The sequence below is a fragment of the Moorena sp. SIO4A1 genome, assembly GCF_010672065.1.
Taxonomy (GTDB): domain Bacteria; phylum Cyanobacteriota; class Cyanobacteriia; order Cyanobacteriales; family Coleofasciculaceae; genus Moorena.
The window spans coordinates 1-20,766 of the sequence record NZ_JAAHHX010000014.1; the positions used below are offsets into that span (position 1 = coordinate 1).

Annotated in this window: 18 protein-coding genes; 10 read left to right on the plus strand and 8 right to left on the minus strand. The window is 43.7% G+C overall.

All coding sequences use genetic code 11. From position 1 onward, the window contains the following. The first annotated feature begins 110 nt into the window (after positions 1–110). Positions 111–2,243 (plus strand): VCBS repeat-containing protein, encoded by a 2,133-nt coding sequence (locus F6K53_RS14085; protein WP_293081123.1) that lies wholly within the window; start codon positions 111–113, stop codon positions 2,241–2,243. A 214-nt stretch (positions 2,244–2,457) separates the two neighbouring features. Next, complete coding sequence (locus F6K53_RS14090; protein WP_293074199.1) at positions 2,458–2,640, plus strand: hypothetical protein; 183 nt, start codon at positions 2,458–2,460, stop codon at positions 2,638–2,640. A 192-nt stretch (positions 2,641–2,832) separates the two neighbouring features. Here F6K53_RS14090 and F6K53_RS14095 read toward each other — a convergent pair whose 3' ends face one another. The 7 genes from F6K53_RS14095 to F6K53_RS14125 all read right to left on the minus strand — a co-directional run bounded on the left by F6K53_RS14095 (position 2,833) and on the right by F6K53_RS14125 (position 11,721). Continuing rightward, complete coding sequence (locus F6K53_RS14095) at positions 2,833–3,813, minus strand: cupin domain-containing protein (RefSeq protein WP_293081124.1); 981 nt, start codon at positions 3,811–3,813, stop codon at positions 2,833–2,835. Between the two features lie 296 nt (positions 3,814–4,109). Then, entirely contained in the window at positions 4,110–5,357 is a 1,248-nt protein-coding gene (locus F6K53_RS14100; protein ID WP_293081126.1) for an NAD(P)/FAD-dependent oxidoreductase, read from the minus strand. Between the two features lie 52 nt (positions 5,358–5,409). Continuing rightward, positions 5,410–6,036, minus strand: coding sequence for a hypothetical protein (locus tag F6K53_RS14105; protein ID WP_293081128.1), 627 nt, complete (start codon positions 6,034–6,036; stop codon positions 5,410–5,412). A gap of 153 nt (positions 6,037–6,189) precedes the next feature. Beyond that, entirely contained in the window at positions 6,190–7,569 is a 1,380-nt protein-coding gene (locus tag F6K53_RS14110) for an NAD(P)/FAD-dependent oxidoreductase (protein ID WP_293064971.1), read from the minus strand. Positions 7,570–7,708: 139 nt separating this feature from the next. Beyond that, positions 7,709–8,710, minus strand: a complete 1,002-nt coding sequence (locus F6K53_RS14115) for a 3-oxoacyl-ACP synthase III family protein (RefSeq protein ID WP_293064973.1) — start codon at positions 8,708–8,710, stop codon at positions 7,709–7,711. A 62-nt stretch (positions 8,711–8,772) separates the two neighbouring features. Continuing rightward, positions 8,773–10,590: a thiamine pyrophosphate-binding protein gene (locus F6K53_RS14120; RefSeq protein WP_293064975.1), complete on the minus strand. Its 1,818-nt coding sequence runs from the start codon at positions 10,588–10,590 to the stop codon at positions 8,773–8,775. Between the two features lie 69 nt (positions 10,591–10,659). Continuing rightward, positions 10,660–11,721 carry a Glu/Leu/Phe/Val dehydrogenase dimerization domain-containing protein gene (locus tag F6K53_RS14125; RefSeq protein ID WP_293064977.1) on the minus strand — a complete coding sequence of 354 codons (1,062 nt, stop codon included), beginning with the start codon at positions 11,719–11,721 and terminating at the stop codon, positions 10,660–10,662. A gap of 678 nt (positions 11,722–12,399) precedes the next feature. On the opposite strand from F6K53_RS14125, the gene F6K53_RS14130 reads away from it, so the two are divergent. After that, positions 12,400–12,801, plus strand: coding sequence for a hypothetical protein (locus F6K53_RS14130; RefSeq protein ID WP_293064979.1), 402 nt, complete (start codon positions 12,400–12,402; stop codon positions 12,799–12,801). Between the two features lie 15 nt (positions 12,802–12,816). Here the strand turns inward: F6K53_RS14130 and F6K53_RS14135 are convergent, their stop codons facing one another. Next, positions 12,817–13,818 carry an endonuclease gene (locus F6K53_RS14135; RefSeq protein ID WP_293064981.1) on the minus strand — a complete coding sequence of 334 codons (1,002 nt, stop codon included), beginning with the start codon at positions 13,816–13,818 and terminating at the stop codon, positions 12,817–12,819. Positions 13,819–14,218: 400 nt separating this feature from the next. Between F6K53_RS14135 and F6K53_RS14140 the strand changes: the two genes are divergently transcribed. The 7 genes from F6K53_RS14140 (at position 14,219) to F6K53_RS14170 (ending at position 20,669) form a co-directional block, all read left to right on the plus strand. Further along, a complete protein-coding gene (locus F6K53_RS14140; RefSeq protein WP_293081136.1) occupies positions 14,219–15,709 on the plus strand; it encodes a peptidase domain-containing ABC transporter in 1,491 nt (496 codons plus the stop codon). A gap of 6 nt (positions 15,710–15,715) precedes the next feature. Next, positions 15,716–16,120 carry an ATP-binding cassette domain-containing protein gene (locus F6K53_RS14145; RefSeq protein WP_293020362.1) on the plus strand — a complete coding sequence of 135 codons (405 nt, stop codon included), beginning with the start codon at positions 15,716–15,718 and terminating at the stop codon, positions 16,118–16,120. Between the two features lie 51 nt (positions 16,121–16,171). Then, positions 16,172–16,969 carry a PD-(D/E)XK nuclease family protein gene (locus F6K53_RS14150; protein ID WP_293020363.1) on the plus strand — a complete coding sequence of 266 codons (798 nt, stop codon included), beginning with the start codon at positions 16,172–16,174 and terminating at the stop codon, positions 16,967–16,969. A 268-nt stretch (positions 16,970–17,237) separates the two neighbouring features. Then, a complete protein-coding gene (locus F6K53_RS14155; RefSeq protein WP_075896118.1) occupies positions 17,238–17,426 on the plus strand; it encodes a hypothetical protein in 189 nt (62 codons plus the stop codon). Positions 17,427–17,623: 197 nt separating this feature from the next. After that, a complete protein-coding gene (locus F6K53_RS14160) occupies positions 17,624–17,875 on the plus strand; it encodes a hypothetical protein (RefSeq protein WP_143727430.1) in 252 nt (83 codons plus the stop codon). Between the two features lie 12 nt (positions 17,876–17,887). Continuing rightward, on the plus strand, positions 17,888–20,044 hold the full coding sequence (locus F6K53_RS14165; protein WP_293064986.1) for an AAA family ATPase: 2,157 nt from the start codon (positions 17,888–17,890) through the stop codon (positions 20,042–20,044). A 34-nt stretch (positions 20,045–20,078) separates the two neighbouring features. Further along, positions 20,079–20,669 (plus strand): hypothetical protein, encoded by a 591-nt coding sequence (locus F6K53_RS14170; RefSeq protein ID WP_293064989.1) that lies wholly within the window; start codon positions 20,079–20,081, stop codon positions 20,667–20,669. Positions 20,670–20,766 lie beyond the last annotated feature (97 nt).

Consider the following 20,766-nt stretch of genomic DNA (forward strand, 5'->3'; position numbering starts at 1 on the left):
GCATTAGATTTGCTGCCAAGAAAAATCATCTAGTTTAGCACGAGACTTCATCGGTAGTTTCTGAGCTTGATTAACTGCAAACTCCCTCACTGTCTCATCTTTAGCTTTATTTGTCAACAGAACCTAGTCCTGCTGCCATTGCCACCGGAGATTTTGATGGTGATGGTGATTTGGATTTAGTAACAGCGAACTCAGACTCTGATAACGTCTCAGTGCTGTTAAATAATGGCGCAGGAAGCTATACCTTAAGTGGGAACTTTGCCGTAGGAAATTTTCCCGTTGACATTGCTGTGGGAGACTTCAACAAAGATGGTAACCTGGATTTGGTGACCGCAGACTTCGGTACTCCTTTTGTATCCTCTACTGATAACACGGTCTCAGTCTTGCTAGGAAATGGCAATGGCACCTTTGGTTCTGCCACCCAAGTCAACGAAGGAGATATTCCTCTATCCGTGGCCGTGGCGGACTTCAACGGCGATCAAGATTTGGATCTAGCGGTAGGAAGATTTTCCTCACCAGGTATAGTCTCGGTGTTCTTCGGCAATGGGGCAGGGAGCTTTCCAGTTACTAACGACTTGACGAGCGGGGTTAGTGGTTTTTCTACCTCTGTGGGGGACTTCAACAACGATGGTAACCTGGATCTAGTGACAGGAAGTGGCAGCAACCAAGTCTCGCTGCTGTTAGGGAACGGGACAACAACCTTTCAGCCTAGTATATCGATTCCAACAGGTGTGTCTTTTGCCGCTCCTGATGCTGTGGGAGACTTCGACAACGATGGCAATCCAGACTTAGTCATAGGAAGTGGTTCTGGTGCTGAGAACGAAATCGCAGTGTTGTTGGGGAATGGAAATGGTACCTTTGGTTCTCCCATGCCATTTACAACTGGTGGAGGTTCTGAAGTCGCCGTGGGGGACTTCAATAGTGATGGCAACTTGGATATTGCAGCAGCAAGTGATGATCAAGTCTCACTGCTATTAGGGAATGGTGCAGGAGGCTTTACCCCTTCTGGTCAGTTTGATGTGGGCAGTAATCCCTCTTCCATCACCGTAGGGGATTTCAACGGCGATGGTAAACCAGACATTGCGACGGCCAACTCTGGCTCCAACAACGTCTCAGTATTGCTCAACACTAGTTCCATGTTTGCTCTAGGTTCAACAACTCAAGTAGGGGATTTTCGAAACGATACTGACTACTTAGTCGCTGATGTAAATGGGGATGGTGACTCTGATCTAATCGAGGTTTGGAATAATAACAATAACTTCTTTGCTGCCACTTGGATTAGTAATGGTAGCGGAGGATTTAACCTCGGCAGTAATACAGCAGTAGGGGACTTTCGAAACGATACTGATTACTTAGTCGCTGATGTAAATGGAGATGGTGACTCTGATCTCGTTGAACTTTGGAATAATAACAATAAGTTTTTTGCTGCCACTTGGATTAGTAATGGTAGCGGAGGATTTAACCTGGGCAGTAATACAGAAGTAGGGGACTTTCGAGAGGATACTGACTACTTAGTCGCTGATGTAAATGGGGATGGTGACTCTGATCTAATCGAGCTTTGGAATAATAACAATAACTTCTTTGCTGCCACTTGGATTAGTAATGGTAGCGGAGGATTTAACCTGGGCAGTAATACAGAAGTAGGAGACTTTCGAGAGGATACTGACTACTTAGTCGCTGATGTAAATGGAGATGGTGACTCTGATCTAATCGAGCTTTGGAATAATAACAATAACTTCTTTGCTGCCACTTGGATTAGTAATGGTAGCGGAGGATTTAACCTGGGCAGTAATACAGAAGTAGGAGACTTTCGAGAGGATACTGACTACTTAGTCGCTGATGTAAATGGAGATGGTGACTCTGATCTAATCGAGCTTTGGAATAATAACAATAACTTCTTTGCTGCCACTTGGATTAGTAATGGTAGCGGAGGATTTAACCTGGGCAGTAATACAGAAGTAGGAGACTTTCGAGAGGATACTGATTACTTAGTCGCTGATGTAAATGGGGATGGTGACTCTGATCTAATCGAGGTTTGGAATGATAACAATAATTTCTTTGCGGCGACTTGGATTAGTAATGGTAGCGGAGGATTTAGCCTGGGCAGTAATACACAAGTAGGGGACTTTCGAAATGATACTGATTACTTAGTTACCGATTTAAATGGTGATAATCAGTCTGATCTCGTTGAACTTTGGAATAATAACAATAAGTTCTTTGCCACTAGTTGGTTAAGCATTTAGTTGGTTAAGCATTGCTTAAACACTAACCTAATTCGGTAGGGGTGCATCTCAATGCATCCTGTTTGACCCGGTGAGTGGAATGGGCATCAGGCGTGGAACGGGCATCTTGCCCGTTTCATTTCGGGACGGACTATCCCAATACTGCCTACTGATAAAATCAGGGGGAGCCTGTCCCTAAAGCACCCTAAGCAACTTTTTTACTAATCCCCCAGAGGTGCTTAAGCCGATTGTGACTGCTCAGGGGGTGCATTTGATTTTGGTGGAGGAGATTGTTCAAGGGGAATTAGATGATCAGCTCAGGTATCAAATTATCTCGGATTTATTTAGTGGATGGCTGAAGCAACAAATTGATAAAATTGAGGTGGTGAAAAATCTGGAATCAAAGTTAGAGGACTAAATTTAGTAGAGATTGCTGAATTAATAAAGTAATCCTCTGATAGATACCAGAGGATTATTTAATACCTAATTAGGTATTTTATTTTAACGCATCTTCAAGCGGTAGTGGTAAATATGTAGTGGTTTGGCTACGGTCTGGTCAAGGTAACGGGAGCTAAAATCACGAATTGTGTACCACTACCCATATTTACGACTACCATGTTTTAACTTTGTCAGTTTGCTGTTTCCGTTGGGAAAAAAGCAGGGAACCTAAGGCTAAAGTACCAAAGGCTAATATGCCCACTCCAGAAGAGGTTTCCGGGATAGACTTAGTATTATTGGATAACAATGCTATTAATTCCTCTGCTCGGTTGTTCTGAATGAATTCATCCGGGAAATTACTGTCTACTGTGTCTATGAAATCATCAAACTCAGAACTAAGGGTTAATCCGAAATCAGAGGCTACAGATAAAGCAGCAAAAAATTTGTCTAAGTCTAAAGCTGGTAAATTAGACGGGTCTGTAATTGGTACGCCACCCAACTGGAACCATTCGTCAAGACCGCCAGAGGATTGGGCAACTACCAGTTCTCTCGCTGGAATTGTTCCAGTGTTAGTATGTGCATGGATATGGTTTGGGGGAGTATAAAACAAAGTTCCGGGTTTTGCATTTACAGCATTAAAATTTGCTTTGGGAGCATTAACTCCAGGAATTTCACCCTGAGCATAAGTCTCGTCACTGATGAATAGCGTAAACCCGTCATCAATAAAGTAGAGCCACTCCCCTAGGTTATGGTGGATGTGCGGGGGTGGGCCACCCCCTGGTGGAATGATAATGTCTAATAGAGTAAACTCTCCATTGGTATCTTCAGTTGTTTTTAGAAAGCTAATCTGTTCGCCCTCTGCAAACAGTACTGGCAACGGTGAGTCTGGGTTCGGTGTTACATCTGGAAAATCAAAAGCTTCTCCTCTTGGGGGCGATGTTATCTTTGGGAAATCAATAAGTGGGAAATCAACAGCTTCTGCTTGGTTAATAGTTATTGTTTCTTCTGTTAGATTATCTGTTATTGTTTCTTCTGTTAGGACTTCTGTTGGTGTGTGTGTGTGTAGACCACTGTGTGCTTTTACCTCATAACTAACGCCTAAAGTCAAGACCAAGGTGGTAGATAAGCCCATGGCAAAGTTAGCTAATTTCATTGTTTATCTCTCCTTTTTAATTTAAAAATATTTGGTAGTTTTCAAAAATTTATAGCACTACGCATTAAGGGGTTTGACATTTATAAAAGCAGCAAAAGCTATTATAATCAGCTATTGCTAGCATGCCTATTACCTATTACCTTGCGCGTAGCGCTATAGCTTTAGCTACAGAAAAAAATGTATAGCCGATAAATGAGGTTATTTCCGGCCTGAAGGCGCGGAGATTATTAAAATCACTTACTCGTTTTCTTTTTTTCCGACAAGCATTAAAATCAACTATCTGTTAGGAGCAATGCTTAAACTGTGATCAAGCTAGGATTGCTCGACTCAATAATTTGCTGAATAGCCTGTGGTGAAAAGAAATCTTGGACAGCTACAGTACCGGCTTCAACGCCCCAGAAACGGTCTATTTCTTTCTGATTGCCTTGAAGTGCAGCTAGGAATTGGATTTCTTCTGGGGATAACGTCTTAGCCTTAAGACTACTAGCACGTTGACAAACTAATTCGTATAGTGGTATTAAAGCTTCATTACGTTGCCGTTCATAATCAGCAAGAGCTTCATTTAATGGTCTGTATCCAGACAATCCCTGATCAATGGCATTTACTAAAAGCTCAGAACTCAAGAAAGCAGATTTGATTCCTTGGGCTAGAGTTGGGTCTCTATGGCAGCCAGCATCGCCTACTAATGCCCAGCCATCTCCGTAAGGCTTGCGGAAAAAGTTGGGAAGGTTACCCGTACCATAGAATGGCTCTTCACGTTTGCCAGCCCGCAACCGTTTAGCTAATTGGGGAACGAGATCGAGCGCTGCCCAAAAATTCTCTTTAACATTGCTACGAAATGCTCGGAATTCCTCAATAGGCAAAACTACCGTGATGCAGGTGAGGTTGTCATTAGTTGAAGCAGCAATAATCAGCCGACGATCTCGAAAATATAGTTCTCCCCCATCCACAGGAACTCCACTCCAGTAGCTATAGTGATAGCTAGTGATAGAGGGTTTTGTGTTGTACTCAAGAGCATTGCAGCTACGAGCGACAAAGGAATTCATGCCATCAGCACCGATGACAATGCGTGCTTTTTCTGTTACACTTCTGCCGTCACCTAAGCGACCGCGAATGCCAGTGACCTGCTCGCCATCCCTACAAAGTTCTTGGACTACGAAGCGTTCTTGAAGCTCAACACCAGCCTCCACAGCAGCATCAACTAAAATCTTGTCGAGTACAGTACGTCGCGGACAGTAACCCTCTGCTGTACCTTCTAGAGGTAAGGCACGAGCCGTAAAAACAATGGAACCGAAAAAGTCGAAAGTAGCTTTTTGGATTGGTGGGCAGCCTGAATTAACCACTTTGTCCAGAAGCCCCCAGCGCTTGAGTTGGGCCACAGCAGACTGCTGAAGATAGTGATTTGACATGGTGTTACTCGGGAAAGTAGCTTTGTCAACTAACAAAACCCGATAGCCCTTACGAGCAAGTAACATGGCTGTCGGCGAACCAGCACAGCGAGCACCGATAACTATGACGTCATACATCAAACCTGATTTCCCCATATTATGAAAAAGTGTGTGAGACTCGAACTATCAAGAACCTCAGAACTTACAGCTAGCTATGACCAAAGCGGTATTCCAAAATAGTTTTTAAGTTCATTGCTTCGATGCGATGGATTGCATCAAAGTATTTCCAAATATCGCCCACCCATTTACGATCTGTGCGATCGCGCCCACGGGAAATATAGTCTGGAACATTAGTAGTGTTACGGTCGTAATACGGATGTTTGCAATTAGTCCAGAGCATAACAGTGCCTGGCTTGCGAAGGGTTGGCATGGCATCAATGAAGCGGAAGTAGTATCGCATCCAAAGTTCTTCTCCTTGATCCCAAGCACAGGGGTAGTCCACAACTTTACTGTCAGGGTAAGCCTCAGCCCGAATGTAGATGGGGGTTTCCTTGGCTAAATACTCTATACCTTTGTACAGACCACCACCAATATGCTTGAACTGGCGCAAGCTGAATGTCCACTCCTCCAAGCTATAAACGTTTGCAGCGTATTCAAAAGCCATATCTACTGGACAATGAATATACTCACCAAGGTGACAGTAGTTACCGAAGATTTCCTCGTGTGGATAACTCTCCTTGGTCATCTCTTTAAGTTTTGCCGATACATCCGGGATATCGTGATCTTCACAGGTGTACAAACCTGGTATTTTTCTTGACGGAATTTCATTTGTCACGAGACTCTGTGTATTCCAAGGTCCCAGGTTATCGCGTACTAACATGACTTACTCCTAATATGATAATTTACTTGTTAGAAACTTATGGAAAAACTGGTGGTCTAGCCTAAAAACACCCACCATAAATTCGATTAAACTCAGTCAACCTTTCTGTCAAACTGCCGCCCCTCGTGTCTGTACAGAATATGATTCGAAATTTTCTGGGGTACTCAGTTTCGAAATATCTGTAGCTCTGTAATGAGTATCTGGCTCTGGGTAGACCGGGCATTCATAAATGGGCTCAAAAGGCTGCTCAAATGTATCCCATTGTCTTTGTGAACGTAGGTACTTCAGTAAAGGCTGCTCTGCCTCACCCCAGAAATCTCCGGCAAAGGTTTGTATGGCAAAGTGGACGCCACCGGGTAACTCTAGAGCCATGCGATTTACGTCTCTCTTGAAATCTATGTAGAAAGAGTAGACCAATCGAAAGTAGGAGTCGTACCCGGTCTTGCAGAAGTTCTCGAAGTAGGTACGCGCCTCTTTCTCATCTGTACCTTTAAGGATCTTCTGTATCCCCTCTGCTGCTTTCAGTCCAGAAACCATCCCGATATAAACTCCTCCAGAAAATAGAGGATCTACAAAGCAGCCCGCATCGCCGACAATAAAATACCCAGGACCTGCCAACTGCTCGGAATGGTAGCAATAATCTAGCTCTATTTTCGGTTTCTCATACACAGGTCTCGCCCCTTCTATAGCCTTCTTGATACGGGGAGACCGACTGCAATGTGTATCAAAAATTTCCTGGGGATCGTTCTCCTTTAGTAAGCTTAATGACATGACAGTTCCAACGCTGAACATGTCGGTTTCAATAGGAATTCCCCAAACCCAACCATCCTCATGGGAGCCGAGGAGAAAGTCACCTTCAACCAGACCTGGATTGTTTTCCTTTACTACATCCTTATAGTGTTGAAAAACCGCAACATTTCGCAGCTTATCATTCATTTTTCTCAGGTGAAAATGCTTGGCAATCAACCCAGCCCGTCCGCTAGCATCTACAACATAGGAAGCTTTTGCTTGATGTCTGTGACCTTGATACTCATATTCAACTCCGGTCAGTCGTTCGCCGTCGAATATGAGTTTCTTAACCTCTGCCTGCTGTAATACTTGCGCCCCTGTATCCTGAGCGTGGTCCAGTAAGACTTTGTCAAAACGGGCACGATGAAAATGATGTGCAAACAGGATTTGCCCTGGTGCCATGTTATTAAAGTCCTGCCGCCGAAGATCGTTGGTTTGGCTGGTGAAGAATTCGACTCCGGACTTCTCCACAAATTTAGCCTCCTTGATTTTATCGAGGACACCCATTTTTTCAAGTAACTTAGTCTGGTAGGATACCATAGACTCGCCGATGTGAAATCGAGGAAACTTTGCTTTTTCCAACAAAAGAACTGAGTAACCTTCTACTGCCATCTTGTATGCACAACTTGAACCAGCAGGTCCTCCGCCGATCACAATTGCATCGAACACTTGATTGGTAACTGTACTATTATGTGGCATCTAAATCCTCCAAGAGTTTTATAGTTTTTGATAGTTTCGTCTAGATTTCCTAGATTGGTTTCAAAAATTTGGCAACAAGCATCGTTAGTAACCTCGAACTTTGTAAAGTTTGTGAACTTGACAAATCTATAACATAGTGCTAAACCCAACGTATGACCATAGAACTGACAAAATCTCCTCCATTTGAAAATGTTCCCAGAGCAATCAAGTCACCAGAGTTTACTTTGTTCTTGTCAATAGCATCAGCAAGGGTTACGGGAATCGAACCCTGAAAAAGATTTCCGTAGTGTTCAAGAGTGTCATGAACACGCGGAGCTCCAATTCCTATGCGATCGCGCCATTCTTTTATAAAGAAGGTATTGGGCTGATGGGTGATCAGCAATGAGATATCATCTGTTGATAGCCCAGCTTGATAGAGACATTTTGATACCGCATCAGGTACTAGTTCAAGAGCATTAGAACGTATGGCCGTAACCATTTCTGGTGAGAAGTTGACAGTAATCGGTCCACATCCACGTTCCCAGTAGTTCAAAAATCGACCGTCAACTACATCGGGTTGAAAGACGAATAGCCCGTAGTGTTCTCCATGAGAGCGTTCATAGCTAGCCACAAAGCTAGACTTACCATCAACTAACAACGTTGCTGATGCTCCATCCCCAAGTACCCAGGACTTCTTCGACTTTTGAAATTCTGGGAGACGAGAGACGAAGTTTGTTACCGTAACAATAGCAATTGTCTTGTACATCCCTGACTCAATGAATGCACGAGCAGTGTTTAGCATTGAGAGGTAAGAACTGCAACTTGTGTCAAGATTCAAAATCGTCGCCTGACTTGCCCCTACCCCATTTTGGATGGCTGGTCCAATACCGGGCCAGAAATGATCGCTAAACATGCACGAACACAGAATGAGGTCAAGGGCTTCCGGCTTTGTACCAGTCCGTTCAAGCAGGAGCTTCAAAGCTTTGCTACCAAGATCTGAGGACTTGTATTCTGGTGAGGCGAAGCGTCTCTCTTTAACTCCCTTGAAAAAAGCGTTTTTCTCGAGTTCGTTATCATCTTCGCTATTCAGTTCCAGCTTGGTATTATCGACCACACGTTCCGGCATAAAACTGACAACGTCTACAATCTGTGCACTTGGCATAGTTCTACCTCTTAACATCTTTGTGAGTATTTAAGACCAAGTCGCGTTCTAATATACGCTCCTCAATGAGGAGAAGACACTAATGAAGGTAAACTTTTAGAAATAAATTGCGACTTGGTAAGCTCTTTCGACTGCTTTTTGCCAATAGGAATTGTCGGTACAGATTCGGGAATAAAAGGTGTAAATGGTGGCATCTCTTCCCGTAAGAGGCGAAGTTCGAGAACCCCCGGAATGTCTGTGTGGTTTCTATAGTCCTTAAGTTGATCCTGCAACTCGTCAACGGTGCCAGCACTTCCCACCCAAAGCCGATCGGGAGTACCAAGTCCGCGAGCAATCACAGCAATGTTAACGGGTGCATAGCGCACGCATTCCAATCGCGACTCAAAGAAGAGCTGTTGGCGTGTTACACACATGCCATGCATATTGTTGTTAAACACGATAAACAGGATCGGAAGTCCTAAGTCCACGGCTGTATGAATTTCTAATCCAGTCATTAGGAAGGCACCGTCACCAGCAAAAATTACTGTCCTTGTGCCCCGTGGTGAGCCGAGTTGGGCACCAATTGCTCCTGGGATCGCATAACCCATACCTCCCATACCCAGAGCAATTGTCGAACTCGCTCCAGCAGGTACTCTCGTCATGTGGAGAGCAGCGGCGGCGCAGTTACCTGCGTCGTAAAGGACGTGTCCACTTTCTGGGAGCAAATCTTGCACAATAGTGATTGCCTCACTTTGCAACAGGGGCTGCTCCTCAGCTCTGGATATACGATCATCTGATGGAATAGGTGGAGCTAGAAGCGGCTTGAAAATCTCAGCCATGTAGCCTTGAAGTGGCTTAACCTGGAACGGGTTTTCCTGGAATAGTGCCAAAAGCCCTTGGAAAGCCATTCCTGCATCAGCTTCAACCACCAGAGCAGGAGAGATGATACGGGTGATTGCAGTGACATCTACATTCACCACAGCAATCTTTTTGTCCGTAAGTACAAAGGCGAGTGGCTGTCGGGTCATGAGATTGAGACCTGCTCCTACAACAACGAACAGATCTGCTTGCTCTTTCAAGTAGGCGTGAACAGAAGGATGACCTGCAACACCTAGTGTTCCTAAATAGAGGGGGTCATCGTTGGGAAACTCACCACGTCCTGAGAGGGTTGTAACCACTGGTAGACCCACAGCACGCACAAAGTTAACTACAGCCTCCGGAGCGCTGCATCGTCGCACTCCATGTCCCAAAATGAGGACAGGGTTCTTGGCTCGACGAATCGCTTCGAAAAGAGGACGAATCATCTCCACTGGAACCCCTTTCGGACGGATCAGATTTCTTAGCTCCCTAGCCCAGTTTTCTGGACAAGGTTCAACCTCTTGCTCGTAGATGTCCCGGGGAAATAGAAGCACAGCTGGTCCTGGACGATTGGAAAGAGCAGCTTTAATAGCTTCGGTCAAGTGATGCCAAAAGTCATCCGGGTTGGAAATCTTCGCTACATACTTAGTCACCGCACCCCAGAGCTTTATGGCATCTACAGTACGACCGATGCCCGATGAGTCTTGGAAGGCTCCCCTTCCTTCAAGTGCTGATGGTGGCTGTCCGACTAAAGCTAGAACTGGCACTGACTCGGAATAGGATTCAGCAATACCAGCAATCAGGTTCATCATTCCCCCACCAGAGGTCGAGCAACATACCCCCAAGGTTTGGTGAACTCGTGCCCGACAGTCTGCCATGAAAGCCGCCCCATCCTCACTCTTAGCCATTATTGACTGTAACTTTCCATTCCCTAAGCGATGAATAGCATCATGGAGGTGTTCAATATTTGCACCGCTGACACCAAACACATAGGGCACATTTAAAGAAATTAGGGCTTGAACTAGTGCATCAACTAACTTCATATATTTATATTACCTGAATTTTGTTGACGACGCCAACTATGTCTATGAAGATTTAACACTTTTTTGATATCAAGCTATCAGTCTATTATCCCTGATAGTTTTTTGGTCGTTTTTAGCTCTTAAAATTCTTTGAAAAGCCATAATATTTGCTATTTCTGATGTGGTCTTATGTTCACGTTTAGCTCTGTCAAAAATATCTGTCAAAGTTTTGTAGATTTTTTTGACTTTATTAATAACTTGATCTTTTTGATAACCATTTTTTTCATGATATACATCAATTAGTCCTCCTGCATTAATAACATAGTCGGGGCAATAAAGGATTCCTTTTGAATCAATATTTTTACCATCTATATGTTGATTTTTAAGCTGATTATTTGCTGAGCCAGCAACGATTGAAGCTTTAAGACGGGGAATTGTTGAACTGTTCAAGATACCACCCAAAGCACAGGGAGAAAAAATATCTACCTCAAGCTCAAAAATTTCCATCGGATCAACAATAGTTGCTCCATACTTAAATTTCATATCCTCAGCTCTCTCTTTTCGGTTATCACTAACAAAAAGTTGAACTCCTTGTTGATGCAAGTATTCACATAAAATTTTTCCTACATTGCCCACGCCCTGCACCGCAACTTTTAGACCTTCCATTTTCCTCCCAGGCCATAAAAAATCCACTGAGGCTTTCATTCCTTCGAGAACTCCTATTGCTGTTGCCTGAGTAGGATTAGCTTGTGAAACTCCGACTACATACTGAGTTTCAGTGCGTATTTGATTAACATCTTCAACAGAAATGTTAACATCTTGACCCGTAATAAAGCGTCCTTTCAGACTGTTTACACAGCGACCATAGGCTTTGAGTAACTCAGGTGTTTTATCTTTTGGATCAGCAATAATTACTGCTTTTCCACCACCTGCATTAAGATCGGCACAAGCAGCTTTGTAAGTCATACCGTAGCTTAAACGCAAAACATCTTTTAGAGCATCTTCCTCGCTTTTATAAGGAAATAGACGTGTTGCTCCCATAGCAGGACCAAGGGTTGTGTCATGTATGGCAATTATTGCCTTAAGGTTACATTCTGAATCATTAAAGAACATAACTTGTTGATGATTTTTAATGCTTTGAAATAATTCCATCTTTGATTTCTCCAATTAACTACTGTTACTCTTGATATCTTAAGAGTATGACGGGGTGACAATAAGATTGAAAGCCTTACTGGCTGGGTATGGAGTGTGGGCGAAGGAATGTAGGGGAATAAAGATGAGCGTAAGCATTCAGCTCTCAGCTCTCAGCTCTCAGCTCTCAGCTCTCAGCTCTGAGCTCTCAGCTCTGAGCTCTCAGCTTTGAGCTTTTAAATAAAACAAGTAAGCATTCGTTTAATCTTTGTTACGTCAGCTGAATGCTGACGGCTGACGGCTGACGGCTGACGGCTGACGGCTGAATGCTTACAGATTAGCTATGCCACTTTGGTAGCGATGCAGCAAGGAAACAGGCGAGGGGAGCAAGCCAGGAAACAGGCGAGGGGAGCATGTCACTTATATTGAGTAAAATTCCTTCTACTACCTTAGATATTCTATATCTTATATCATCTGCTTGTCTTAACTTTTTTCTTTCTTTCGATTTTCTTTACAAATCAGCTCTAAGGTGCTGATTTGTAAACTCGCTGTAATCCTTGTAGGATAAGGGTTGCGGCAAAATAGTTCAATTTTACTATTTAATAAGCAAAAGACAATCATAGCAAGGCTTTCAGGCTTCTTAATATTTACTTTACAAATCAGCTCTTAGAAACAGGGGAATCATTTGGGGAATTAACCTTGTTTTCCTCAGCAGACTTAGCAAGCTATAGCGCTAGAGCTTACCTGAAGCTAAAGCTATGCTTTGTACCGGGGGAAGTCTTGTTTCCCCTGATCAATAAGTATCCCGAAATCCGAGAGCATTTTTGGAGTCAGGCGCAAGCTCGTAATGCCCTACTAGTTAGCTCCCCTACTCCCCCTATCACTCCATCTGACCATCCCCCCATATCCCCATCCTTACAAGGGTACGTTTTTAAGATTCATCCAGAACTAAAGACAGGAACTTGTGCTGGGGAGGCTGAAAAATCAGGGACAAAACTCCCGATGGGCAAAGGTTCCCCCTTAAATGCCGCCGCTAAAATTACTATTAGTCCTCGCCGGAAACAACTGAGTTTTCGAGGTGCACTGGTCTTCAATGATTGAGGAGATGAACTTTCTTCAGACTCCGATACGAGATTGACCAGTTCTATTGTCTATAGGCTGGGCCAATGACTGTAAACTGCTAGCTAATAGCTTGTCGTCAGCTTGGCCACCGACACTGACTAACCATAACGTCGCTACTGCTATTGCTAACCATACTCGTTCTACTCGCTTGGGATCACTGATCCTGGTCAGATGCCACTGTAGTCCGCCGCGCTTGATATCTTTGAACATACACTCAATCCAACTGCGCATGCCGTACCACAAGATTTCAGCTTGGTCTGGCTCTAAGTCTGTCACAATTAACCATGGGTCGCTGTAGCCTTCATCCCACCGAGCCAAAAGGGTGCATTCGAGTGAGTTGTTTTTGAAACAAGTAATGATCCCTGCCCAAGATTGACCCAGTTCAGTGATCAATCCTTTGAGTGGCACAAACCCACAGGAGAGCTTGGTCTGATAGTAACCTTGAGCATTTATGCGCATGAACGGATGCCATTGCAGGGCAACAATTGCCTCATAGAACCACTTCCCATACAAGCGATTGTCAGTGGTGACAACCACACACCCTACTGAGGGAATCCCAGGCTGAAGATGCTCAAATAACTTCAACCAGTAGGGTTGCCAGCTTCCTTTGGCTGTGGCCACGATTACTTTCCACGCCACTGGGATGCCACAACCTCGGTACACCACACAAACCACTAACAAGGTAAAGCGATCTCCCAATGTTGAGGCATCTGCAGCTAACACGATGTTTTTGTGATCCGTTGGCCACCAACTTAAGATCCATTGCAACAATGGTGCAAAACTGGCGGTTACATCCAGTTCATTACGTTTTCTACCACCATTGTCACTACTCTCCTTATACCATTCTCGTAATTGCTGTCTGACCGTGTTCTCTGGCTTATCGAGCAGTTGTGCCAGAAAAGCTGATACGGTTGATAACCCACAACAATGGGTGATAGCGATCCCATTGCGACCCATGCTCAAGACTACAGCTTGGGGTTTGGTTAAATGAGGCATTTTGCTGGTTACTATTCAACGCCCGTCCTTGTAAGCTATTGGCCAATGAGTCATAGCTGAGATTGCAGACTATATAATGGGGAACCATTACCCCTTGGGCGCAATGTTTACCATCCTACCTGGATTATTGCAGCTGTTGCCCAAGCCAGGTAAGGATTTCATTTGAATCACCTTTCCCAACTTATGACAGCTTGACTCCTAGGCATGATTAATTCTAAATTTTAAGGCAGTAGCTCCAGAAATCTTAAAAACGTACCCTTGTAAGATCTCCCCATCCCCCCATCTGACCATCTCCCAGTCTCGGTCTGGGGAAGCCAAGTCCCAGAAATCGCAGAAAAAAGTTAGCAAAGCTTACTTTCCTAACCCGACCCAGCAAGTAGGGCATTTATGGCAACGGGTAATCCGACGCTATCCGTTTTTTGCCCAGCAGAGTGGCTCTGACTGTGGTGCCGCGTGTTTGGTAATGGTATCTCGCTATTGGGGCAAACGCTTTAGTGTGAATCGCTTGCGGGATATAGCTAATGTTGACCGCAATGGCGCATCATTGCGAGGACTATCAGCAGCAGCGGAAAGTATTGGCTTTTCTACTCGTCCCGTCAAAGCCAGTCTTGACCAGCTAGCTAAGCAAAAATTGCCAGCTATAGTCCATTGGGAAGGTAAACACTATATTGTCGTTTATGAAATTACTCGGAAACGAGTGATTGTGTGTGACCCCGCCATTGGTCAACGTAGTCTCACCCATCGAGAGTTTAACGCCGATTGGACCGGTTATGCACTGCTACTACAACCAACAGCATTACTCAAGGATGCTAAAGAAACGACTACTCCCTTCTGGCAATTCTTTGAATTAATCAAACCCCATGGGTTAGTAGTGTTAGAGGTATTTCTTGCTTCCTTATTTATCCAGATATTTGGATTAATCACACCTCTATTTACCCAGCTAATTTTAGACCGAGTCGTAGTGCAGCGCTCTGGGCTAACCTTAATGGCGGTGGGGTTAGGGCTGCTGATATTTAGCCTGTTTCGAGTGGCAATGATGGGGTTGCGGCAATATCTACTAGACCATACGGCTAATAAAGTAGATGCAGCACTGATTGTAGGATTTATTCGCCATACACTGCGGTTGCCTCTCTCGTTTTTCGAGTCCCGCTATGTTGGTTATATTATATCACGGGTTCAAGAAAACCGCAAGATTGAGCGGTTCCTTACCGGTGAGGCGTTATCAATTCTGCTGGATTTACTAACAGTATTTATCTATGTAGGATTGATGGTTTGGTACAGCTGTAAAATGGCATTATTGGCCTTAGTGATTGTGCCGCAATTCTTATGGCTAGCATTGATTGCGACACCGTTTTTACGAATGATTTCCCGGGAAATATTTCAATCGACGGCTAAAGAAAATAGTTATCTAATTGAAGCGCTTTCCGGTGTAAGTACCGTTAAATCCACAGCAGTAGAACAAACAGTACGTTGGCATTGGGAGGAGTTATTAAATAAGGAAATTAAGACAAGTTTTGATGGGCAAGTTATCAGCAATCGTCTGCAATTTTTTAGTAATGCTATTGAAGCCGTAGTAACCACAAGCCTGCTGTGGTATGGAGCGTGGTTAGTGATTCAAAATCAGTTAACCATTGGACAATTAGTGGCATTCAATATGCTGCTGGGAAATATTATTACTCCCTTCCAGCGGTTAACGGTGTTATGGAATCAATTCCAGGAAGTAGTAATTGCTATGGAACGGATTAATGATGTGTTGGATGCTGAACCAGAGGAGGATTTGCTGAATCAAGCCCGTCAATCGTTACCATCAATTCAGGGTAACATTACCTTTAATAACGTCACCTTTCGCTATCACTCAGAGAGTGATTTAAATGTACTGGAAAATCTATAATTTCAAGTGAAACCAGGACAAATGGTAGCCCTAGTCGGACGCAGTGGTTCAGGTAAAACAACGATTTATAAATTGGTGTTGGGATTGTATCCACCCACAGATGGGAAAGTATTGATTGATGGCCTTGATATTACCAGTCTGTCCTTACAGTCTTTGCGATCGCAAGTGGGAGTAGTAGACCAAGATACCTTTTTGTTTGGTGGAACGATTAAGGAAAATATTAGCTTAGGTCATCCTGCCGCTAGTTTAGACGAGATTATAGAAGCAGCACGATTGGCAGGTGCTGATGAGTTTATTAAACAGTTGCCCATGGGCTATGAAACCCAGATTGGAGAAGGGGGAGGGACATTGTCTGGTGAACAACGGCAACGGATTGCGATCGCATTCGATATCTTCCGCTACACTAGCTAATAGATCACAAACAAACCCAATGTCTCAAAGACTTGATTAGATCATTGACCAGTGTTTCCTCCTGCACCTCTGACTCGTCTATCCCAAGGACAGCTGAACGTATTAGAAACCTGTCCCCGTAAGTTCCAACACATTTACTTTGACCAGCTGGGAACACCCGTGTCTCCTGAACAACAAGAGCGTCTTACTTGGGGAAGCCGCTTTCACCTATTAATGCAACAGCGGGAACTTGGGTTACCAGTCACATCTTTAGTAGAAGAGGATAGCCAACTCGACTACTGGCTGACTGGTTTAGTCAATGCCGCACCAGAACTTTCCCACCCAGAATCTGAAAGTTTCCGAGAAGCGGAACATTGCCGAACCCTGTATTTCCAAGGTTATCTACTTACAGTTATCTATGACTTATTGATTGCAGGGGAAGACTCAGCCCAAATTCTTGATTGGAAGACCTATCCTCAACCGAAAAATCGGGATTGGTTAGCCCAAGACTGGCAAACACGCCTGTATCTCTACATCCTAGCGGAAACTAGCGATTATTGGCCAGAACAAATTTCCATGAGTTACTGGTTTGTCAAATCCCAACCCTCTGCCCAGAGTCTTAAATTTACTTACAATAGCGCACAACACCAGAAAACTAGGGAGGATTTGACTCAGTTGTTGACCCGCTTGGCTGGGTGGCTACAAGGGTACCAAGATCAAGGTTTAGCTTTTCCTCAAGTAGCAGCATCCCTTGGTCGATGTCGTGATTGTACCTTTGCCGTGCGTTGTCAGCGTTATGGGAATAGGTTGACGAACGATAGTACAGAATTACTACCAAATTTAGCTGATATCCAAGAAGTTTCCCTGTGAGCTACCACCCCTGACTAGGTTGGCCCGTAGCACCAGTAAAAGTTCAAAATAGTTAAGCAGAGATCCCTGGGGAACCTCTGCTGTAGCTAGTGCGCTAACCAGCCCATAGGCGACAAAGTCTGGTCGAACTAGATTTAAGCAGACTCAGTGCCGCTGGCTTCTTTGCGTTTCCTAAGGTTATAATAACACAAAATATCTAAATAACACAAAAAACTTAAAATACCTATTGAATTGTTTACCCCTTAGTAGGATAATTGGGAGGTCAAAGTTGTCAAAAGATGTGTCAGAAGAAAAACAAGTTAGCTATAAACTATTTTTGCCTGAATCCTTACGGGCAAAATTCAAATCTATGTGCGCTCTCAAGGGAGTCACCATGAATCATATCTTATTGGAGTTGATTGAAGAATGGATAGAGGAAAATAAACCTGCTTCATCCCCTAAGCAGAAGAAGAGTTAATCCGCTGATCTAGGTTGAACAGTGCTGAATGCGAAATGGTAAGTACTAAGTGCTGAGTTATTTATAACCAGCTCATAGTCTATTATGATAGCGCTGCTCTTCCTGACGGTAACACCGTAAGCCTATGCGCTACTTGAGGGGCTACTTGAGGTGCTATCAGCCTATGGGCGTAGCGCATAGGCTTACAGGAATAATTAATGCGATTGGCCGTAGGCCACGCTACGCGAACGCTAATGAAAGACAATTCTAAATTATTTGAGGAACTGAAAGATCAAGCCATTGATTCAGACCATGAGCAAGGGTTGATAGCCCTTAGTGAGGAATTGCTCAAAGAGTTTGATAGCGGTTCATCACAAGCGGTGACTGGTATGGCTCGTTATCGGTTGGAAAAACATCGAAGTGCTTACAAAAAAGCCTACACAAAACTGATGGCTACCATTGGTCTATGAGGAAGAGTGTCTATGGAAAACTATCGACTGGTATCAGTCAAGATCAAGGGGTTTCGAGGCTTTCCTGAACAAGCGGGAGAACGGGAATTTCGCTTTGATCAAGCCTGCACATTAATTGTAGGAGCTCAGGGGGGAGGCAAAAGTAGTACCCTGAATGCCATTGAGTGGTGCCTATTTGGCAAAGATGTCGCTAATAAAAGTGCTACTAAAATTGAAGAGCGCAAGAATTGGTTAGTGAAAAACCAATCTTCAAGGGAGACTACTGTCGAAGTTATCTTTGAAGGGAATGGGGAAATACTGAAGGTATATAGGAGTGACCGCAAACGTCGTGGTAATCCCAAGTTTTACTATCAGATTAATAATGGTTTGTGTCATGAAGATGAAGCTGAATTGCGGGTGCTACTGGGTGTAGAATTGTCTGACTACATGAGTTGTGTATACCTACATCAAGAAACTATCAGTGCGCTACTGATTCAGGAACCAAAAGAGCGCAAAAATGCTCTGGATCGCCTCATGGGTTTGACGGATTGGCGCAATCTATTGGATGGAATTAAGCGAGCTAAAGCCCAGGAAGAATTTAAGAAAGTTGATCAAGAGTTTGGTCAGATTATCAGCAAAATTGAGACAGCAAAAGCGATTAAAGAAAATGACTTAGGTCTAGCGGAAGAAGAAGCAATTTTTCATGATATTCCCCTGAGCCAACTATCCCTCAATGGAGCAAAAGCTATTTGCCAAGGGGTTGAAAATGCAGTTGAGAATTTTGCCAAAGACTATGGATTGCTGGTGCCCTCTTTACCAAAATACCAAACTACTGATGATTTGGAACGATTTGTAGATGGTGGTAAGGAGGCGATTAAGCAATTACGGAATGCTCAGCCCGACTGGGAACGGCAGAAAGAATTGCTGAATCAGCAAAGTGAATTAAATCGTTTGAAAGCTAATGTTGAGACCAAGGTGATGGAACTCAACCAAAAAGAAAACGAGATTCACCAACTGGAAGCTCAATACGGCATGCTACCAGAAATTTTGGCAAAAAAAAATAAAATTGAACAAGAAGAGTTACCGGCAAAGCAAGAGAGTATAAATAGTATCAACAATCGTGCCGGTATCATTATCGAAACCCTGAAATTTCTGAAGTCAGTACAGGAAGATAAAGCCCAGAATTGTCCCGTTTGCTCTACACCAATTAATCCTGTTCAGTTGCGTCAGGAATTAGAATCCTGGCAACAAGACATGAAGTTACAGCTAAAACCGATTCAGAAGGAGATTCGGGAATTAGAAACAGCAGTAGAAGAGTTACAGAGACTGATTAAAACCTGGGAGCGGTTGCAACGGGAACGGTTAGATAAGGATAAGAGATTACAACAAGCAAAAAATGCGATCGCAGTAGCTTTAGAAACAGAAATTAATGACTCTGCTCACGCTCTGGCTCTGCTCAATCAAGCCATTACTGACGTAGATCAGGAATTAGCCAGGATTCGCACCGCTGTTGAGCAAAGTAATCAACGTATCGATAGCATTGATCAAGACTTAGAAAACATTAAACGGATTATTACTGTCCTTCGTTATCGCCAAGAGGTGGATAATTTGTTTTCGATTCAAGATTCCCCTGACTATAAAGAAGTTGAAGCAGCAAAAGCTGACTTGGAAGCTTTTTGTGACCGATTGTTAACTATTGGTGAAGCTGTACAGGACGTGCTAGGAAACTCAGCTAAAGAAAAAATCGATGCTACCAGAGCAGCAATTTCTAGTATCTATCGTCAGCTGGCCCATCGCAGTGACTTTCCAGATATTGAGATTGACCCAGACAAATATGAAGTGATGGCGGTGGGATATGGAGAGTCAGAAGTTGCCTTACGACTGTTGAACAAGGGTGATATTAATTGTGCTGCTTTGAGTATATTTCTAGCCCTAGCCACCTCAGAGCAATTGACTCATAATATCGGTTTCATGGTGCTAGATGACCCGTCGCAAAATCTAGACCCAGTCCATAAAGAACGGTTGGCTGAGGTGTTGGATCAGGTATTGGATAAAAAACAATTGATTATTGCCACTTCAGAAGATGATTTCGTCGAGCAGCTGAGTTTCAAGCTAACTAAGCCCAACCAACTCTACCGATTGGGACAGTGGACACCAACTCGTGGACCAACTATCGAGGCTAATGGGTAATAGAATGTAGAATTAAGAATTTAGAATTTAGAATATGGATGCATCAACATTCAATCATTTAACGAAGATTCAACAACACTTGAATAGTCGCTCTAGAAAAGATAATGGGTTTGGCAAAACTTGCCAGATTTTCCTAGCGATTACCTTCTGTCGCTTGGGTTTTCAGGTAGAAAACTATTCCTCTCAAGGTGTAGATATCGATAGTTGGAATCACCCCTACTTTCCTAATCTTTCCATTGAAGTGAAGACCACCATTAAACATACGGTGACACTAGGACAGAAGGATGTGGATGGCCTGAAGAAAAAAGCGAGAGAAGGATATGAACCTATTTTTGCAGTTTTGAGATTAGAGTTATTGTCAAATTGGATTATCGCCAAAGCCAAGGGAATTAAGGCAGGTAATCATCCTGTAGGGAGACTACAAACCTCAGTCAGGGCAATGCCGAAACTGCAAGATCAGGTGAATCAGATATTCTCTAGGGTTGTCAATGACTATGGCGCTATAGTATTAGATATTCCAGCTCAGGACGTTCTCACGGATTTGGATAAGTATTTGGATAGGGAGAAACTAAAAGTAGTACCAAAAGGAAGTGGTATGGCACTGCGGGCAGGGAATAGGTTTTAGGGTTAGGGCATATTGTTGGCTCTAAGCATTCAGCTGATAGCTGATCCCAAATGGCTGAATGCTTAGGGGTATAGCACACAATACCCTTCAACCGTTC

What these genes read in the sequence shown, in the direction of transcription:
- F6K53_RS14095 (WP_293081124.1), bottom strand. Translation starts at nt 3,813, where the DNA reads ATGAAATTAGCTAACTTTGCCATGGGCTTATCTACCACCTTGGTCTTG.
- F6K53_RS14100 (WP_293081126.1), bottom strand. Translation starts at nt 5,357, where the DNA reads ATGGGGAAATCAGGTTTGATGTATGACGTCATAGTTATCGGTGCTCGC.
- F6K53_RS14110 (WP_293064971.1), bottom strand. Translation starts at nt 7,569, where the DNA reads ATGCCACATAATAGTACAGTTACCAATCAAGTGTTCGATGCAATTGTG.
- F6K53_RS14115 (WP_293064973.1), bottom strand. Translation starts at nt 8,710, where the DNA reads ATGCCAAGTGCACAGATTGTAGACGTTGTCAGTTTTATGCCGGAACGT.
- F6K53_RS14120 (WP_293064975.1), bottom strand. Translation starts at nt 10,590, where the DNA reads ATGAAGTTAGTTGATGCACTAGTTCAAGCCCTAATTTCTTTAAATGTG.
- F6K53_RS14125 (WP_293064977.1), bottom strand. Translation starts at nt 11,721, where the DNA reads ATGGAATTATTTCAAAGCATTAAAAATCATCAACAAGTTATGTTCTTT.
- F6K53_RS14135 (WP_293064981.1), bottom strand. Translation starts at nt 13,818, where the DNA reads ATGCCTCATTTAACCAAACCCCAAGCTGTAGTCTTGAGCATGGGTCGC.
- F6K53_RS14160 (WP_143727430.1), top strand. Translation starts at nt 17,624, where the DNA reads ATGCGATTGGCCGTAGGCCACGCTACGCGAACGCTAATGAAAGACAAT.
- F6K53_RS14165 (WP_293064986.1), top strand. Translation starts at nt 17,888, where the DNA reads ATGGAAAACTATCGACTGGTATCAGTCAAGATCAAGGGGTTTCGAGGC.
- F6K53_RS14170 (WP_293064989.1), top strand. Translation starts at nt 20,079, where the DNA reads ATGGATGCATCAACATTCAATCATTTAACGAAGATTCAACAACACTTG.